This window comes from Streptomyces sp. NPDC055140, from assembly GCF_053607285.1.
The window spans coordinates 709-5,529 of sequence record NZ_JBSGTG010000097.1 but is presented as its reverse complement, the minus strand read 5'-3'; the positions used below and the strand labels follow the sequence as shown (position 1 = coordinate 5,529).

The window sequence follows — 4,821 nt, the reverse complement described above, 5'->3', positions numbered from 1 at the left end:
GTCGTACGGGACGAGGAGGTTGGCTCGGTTGTAGGCGGCGCTGGTGCTTTGGGCCTGGCGGCGGATCTCGTCGGCGGCGCGCCGGGAGATCCCGGTCCGTGCAGCCACCTCGGTCAGCACGTCCTGGTCCGGCAGGGCTTCGGTGTCGGCGGTGATCAGAATTCCCCAGGCGCGGCCGGCCTGTTGCGCGCTGTCGAGGGACAGAGGGGTGTGGTCGCGCGGCATCCGCCGGATGAGCCACTCGGCCTGGGCGCGCACGAGAGGTTGGGCCTGTTCGCCCGGTTCGTCGTCCAGGAGATGTGTGACCTGTACGTCGAAGCGGGCTGAGTCGAGGAGTTGCCCTGGCGCCATCAGGCCTGCGGGATACTCGATGGTCTGGCGGGTGCGGGAGCGGTCCGTGGTGAACCACGCAATGGCGTCTTGGACGTTGTCTCTGGGTGGCCCGGCGGCGTCGCCGCCCGGCCATCGTGCATCGGGTTCGTCAGCAGCCACAGAGGGCTCCCCTGTCCCCGATCACGCGACGTTCGCCTGTTGCGCACCGTACGGAGTGGGCTCCGGGACGGACTGCTCGTGGTAACGGAGTGCCTCGCGGGTGGCTTGCTGGAACTGCTGGCGACTCTGGTCGATGAGCGCACGCGGGTCGAGCGTCTTCTGTGCGGCGGCTTGTACGGCGGTGCTGGCGTCGCGTGCGGTGCGACGGACCGTCATGGTGACAAGGTGGCCAGCCCCTTGGCCGGCCTCGGGCACTCGCTGCGTGCGCGCCTCGTGGCCGATGTTGCGGAGTTCCTCGAAGTCCAGTGGTGGGGCGCCGTCGTATTGGGCCAGTCGCTGCGCCTGCTTGGTCAGGAGCCAGGAGTCCTGGGCGACATTTGGGTGCTGTGACTGGAGTGACTGGAGGGCCTTGAAGAGGTACCGGTGCTCGGGTTGGGTGAAGTCCTGTTCGGCCAGGGACCGTGTCGGGCCGTTTTGGTGCAGCTGGCTTGGATTCTGCATGAGCGAGATCAGTACGCGGCGCTCGTTTGGCCGGGAGGTGTAGCTCGGCCCCTCGCTCTGTTCGGGTGCGGGCTCGGCGTTCGGGTCGGGTGTGCTGTAGCCGGCGAGGGTGCTGGGCGCGGCATCGAGGCGCTCGGAGAGTCGGTCCAGGGCGTGCTCGTTGGTGCTGAGTTCGATCGCGACCTGGCCCAGGGATGCCTCGGATAGTCCGTATTTGCGGACGCGTCCTGCCAGGTCCTCGACTGCCGCGGGAATGCTCGGCTCGAGGATGAAGGTCACCGCGTACTCGGCGGCGTTGTCGGGGTTGGGGCTGAAATCGTCAGCACTCGCTCGCGCGAGGTAGGTGGCGATGACTTGGTTGGCATTGGCGTCGAGGCGCGCCTTGGCCGCCGGGTCGCCGGTGGAGCGGTGGTGGTCGTTGTAGATCAGCCGCGTGGTGATGTGCTGGATCATCGCCGTGGCTCGCTGCTCCTGCGTGAGCATGGGGTCTCTGGCTGCCGGCAGCGCGATCGCGGGATCGGGCCCGGTGACCAGGGCATCCCAGATCTCGGCAGTCGAGGGGTCGCCGAAATCTTGGGGCAGGAGCCAATAGGGCGATGCGTCGGGCGACGATGGGGTGTACCAGAACTGCTGTGCTCGGTCTGGGTTGTTGAGGATGGCTCCGATGACGGCCAGTTCCTTCACCAGCGCGTGCCTGTCGTTGCCACGTCCGCGGGACAATTCGAAGGGGACGTTCTCGACAGTGGAGGGGTGCTGGTCTGCCCGCGTGGTGACGTAGGCGTCGTGCCGTGCGTGCTCGGGGTTGGCAGGCCAGCTGGGCTGGGCCATTTCGCGGATGGCACTGCGGACGGCCGCCCAGTACGCCGAGTCGTTCAGCTGCGCCAGCGCGCTGGGGTCGCCCACCGCAGCGCGCTTTTGGTAGGGGAGCGCCATTCTGGCCACGATGGCGTCCGCTTTGACCGTCGCGGGGTCGGCGTTGGGGTAGTCCCGCAAGCGCTGCTCAATATCGCGGAGTCCGCCGGATAGGAGCGCCATGTAGGCAGCGCCGACCCATTCGCTCTTGAAGTGCTCGTGCCTGAGCCAGTACTGGGGGCCCACCGGATGGTTCCAGTCGACGAGTTGGTTCGCCGCGTTGCTGTCGCGCAGCAGACTGCTGACGACGTTCAGCTCGTGCTGCGGGGCCCTGTAAGGATCGTTGTTCACGCGGCCCCCGCTTCGGGCCGGGCGGGCAGCTCTTCAGCGAGTTCAGTGTCCGCCTCGGAAGGTGCGGCGCCGGGTGCGGTCGCGGCGACCGCGGCACGGTAGCGCTCTGCATGTAGGTCGAGTTGGGCGGATGCGGATTCGTCGAGGGCCACCCAGCCCGGTTCGCTTGCCCGCCACCAGCGGTCGATGTAGCGCACCGGACTGCCTTCGAACCGCCCGAGAGCGTCAGCCTTTCCGTCCGCGAGGAGTTGCTCCATTGCCGCGGTGGGCATCGGTGCGTTCAGGACCCGCTGCTGCGCCGAGTCCTTGAGGAGCGCCATTCGTTCGGCCCAGGTGACCGTGGTGTTGTCGGGCTCGGCCATGGCCGGCTCCGTTTCGGACGAGGACGGTGGACTCCAGGCAGGCTGCGTCGTGATCCACCGGTCAACAAGCCGAAACCGGGGTGCGGTCCAGGGGGTGAGTGCGATGGGCGCGGAATCTTCTTTCTGCGTCCCATGGGGCGGGAATTGGGCATTCGTCAGTCGTGTGCGATGGCGTCGCGGGGCCGGATCTCGAGGGGAGCGTGGGGCCTGTGGTTTGACGGCCGGCGTGGAGGGTGTGCTTAACTACTTGCGAGACCAGTCATCTCACAGGCTCTTCCGACGAGTTGAGCATTCGTAATCCTGTGCCTTCACGGGCAGGTATGGCTGGTCTCTCTTTTTTGTTCCGGCACCACTGGACCGTGAACCCGCCAGAGGCTGTCTCGGAGTTCCTGCATGGCTCCCGGGACACGTTCTCGCTGACCAGCAGCGGTGAAGTGGAGCCGTGCAACAGCGCGATTCTTCTTCCCCGCACCCAGGCTTGACCTCGAGACTTGGCCCCTACCTCCGCCGGCCTTCCCTCCCCGCTCTTGCCATGATCCGGTCCGTCATCAGCAGCGACGGCGACGGACATCGCAGTCTCCCAGAAGCCCAGGAGTTGGCGTGACGCAGCCGTCTTTGCCCCACGGTCTTCTCGCCCGCTGGCGTGACCTACCGGGCCTGGCTCGCCTGGCCCAGCAACGGATCAGCCCGCCCCGTACTGGTCCGATCGATGCAGCCGCGGCCCGCGTCCTGTGGCTGATGACCCTTCCCGTCTACCGGGCCTCCGGCACACTGCTCGCTCACCGCGGCGCGATGATGGTGATCAGCTGTGCCCGCGTCAGTCCCGCCCGTCGTCTCGCCCAGCTCGGCGCCCTGGCCGCAACAGGGGTCGCCTTCGCGGCCGTCCTGATCGCCACCACGACCGCGACCGAACTGGTCGCGTCCCTTCTTCGCGTACCGTCCGGGCTGGGCCAGCTCACCGTGACCCTCATCGTTGTGATCCTGGTCGGGCGGGCGATCGTCCGCACCCTGCGGGACGCGCCGCCAGGCCTCGACGAGCACCGTGCCCGGTGTTCCCTCTCGGCGGCGTGGCAGATCACCGCGTTCGCCGCCGAGACGCACGCGCCCACAGCTGCCGGACGACTGGCGCGACGGCTGCTCGATCATGCCGACGCGCACGGCGTGTATCTCGTGGCCACACCCCGCACGGAGCGACTGCGGCGGGTGTACCAGGCAAGGGGAGGCTTCATCGCCTTGGACGGCAGGGGGCGGGTGCTCGTCCGCCCACCCCGCGAGCGATCGTCCCTTCACCGCTGACACGCGTCTGCTCGCTAAGCGGCGACACGTCGTTTGGCAGCCGCCGCTTGAGGCGCAGCGGAGCATCCCCGCGCCTGCGGGTGCCAGCCCGGCAGTTCGGGTCATGCGCCCCGTCATGCCGCTCCCGCATCGCCGTCAACAAGAGCTCGGACTCCCGGGCGTCCACGGCGGCAAGGGCCTCGCTGGTTGACCCCCGCCGTGCCAACCAGCGAGGCTGCGAACTCCAGGACGGCCAGCTCACTACTCGAGCACTGCAGCAGCCAGCGCTGGGTGAGAAGGATCAACCCGACCGCACTTCAGTCGACCGACGGGTGCCCTCGAGTGCGGTCGATGAGCGGCCCCACGGGGCTGATTCGCCGAGGTCGTCAGGGCTCGCTCTTCGAGGGGATGCCGCAGCCAGTACCCCTCACGGCGAGCCCTCGGCGTGCGGACTTCGCTGCCGATGGAAAAGTCCGCCTCAAGGCCCGGTCTTTGGCACAGATGTGGCGCCGAGCTGGGGTTGGCCGCGGCCTTGAGCCTGGGTCGCCCCGGGGTCGACCTCAGTGGCGTGACCACCTAAACCAGCGCCCGGTTGAAAGGCGCTCGGTGACCAGGAGCAAACCAAGGGACAGGGCGAGCCACCCGAGAGCCTGTGACAGGTCGCCCTTGTGAGTGAAGAGCATCAGGCCGCTCAGCAGCATCATGACTACGACCCAGAAGGCGAGGACAGCCTGGATGAACACCGTCAGGCGCCACATGGTCCTGCCCCTCTGTCGTCGGCTCTTGCGCGTATTGGGCTTGTTGTGCTCGCGACAGGAACTGTAGCAGTTTGATGTTGTTGCAAGGCTGTCAAGGCCCGATGAGCCCTTGGCGTGCCTCTAGTTGTTGAATTGTCCGAGCCGCTCGGCGATCTGGATGCGCATGGTTGCTGTGCGCTCAGCGGCGGCCACTTCCAAGAGCATGTTGACCAGGTCGGAGGCCATTGGGG

Annotated in this window: 4 protein-coding genes and 1 pseudogene; 1 reads left to right on the top strand and 4 read right to left on the bottom strand. The window is 67.5% G+C overall.

The genetic code is table 11. The annotated features are described in order from the left end of the window. The 3 genes and pseudogenes from ACWFR4_RS47425 to ACWFR4_RS47415 all read right to left on the bottom strand — a co-directional run. Window positions 1–492: pseudogene (locus ACWFR4_RS47425) on the bottom strand (hypothetical protein); the annotation flags it as partial. A gap of 21 nt (window positions 493–513) precedes the next feature. Then, window positions 514–2,196 (bottom strand): hypothetical protein, encoded by a 1,683-nt coding sequence (locus ACWFR4_RS47420; RefSeq protein WP_453658027.1) that lies wholly within the window; start codon window positions 2,194–2,196, stop codon window positions 514–516. Beyond that, window positions 2,193–2,558, bottom strand: a complete 366-nt coding sequence (locus ACWFR4_RS47415; RefSeq protein ID WP_453658025.1) for a hypothetical protein — start codon at window positions 2,556–2,558, stop codon at window positions 2,193–2,195. The genes ACWFR4_RS47420 and ACWFR4_RS47415 overlap by 4 nt, the downstream gene beginning before the upstream one ends. A 600-nt stretch (window positions 2,559–3,158) precedes the next feature. Between ACWFR4_RS47415 and ACWFR4_RS47410 the strand changes: the two genes are divergently transcribed. Further along, complete coding sequence (locus ACWFR4_RS47410) at window positions 3,159–3,854, top strand: hypothetical protein (protein ID WP_453658023.1); 696 nt, start codon at window positions 3,159–3,161, stop codon at window positions 3,852–3,854. 539 nt (window positions 3,855–4,393) lie between these two features. Here the strand turns inward: ACWFR4_RS47410 and ACWFR4_RS47405 are convergent. Beyond that, window positions 4,394–4,591 carry a hypothetical protein gene (locus ACWFR4_RS47405; protein ID WP_453658021.1) on the bottom strand — a complete coding sequence of 66 codons (198 nt, stop codon included), beginning with the start codon at window positions 4,589–4,591 and terminating at the stop codon, window positions 4,394–4,396. Window positions 4,592–4,821 lie beyond the last annotated feature (230 nt).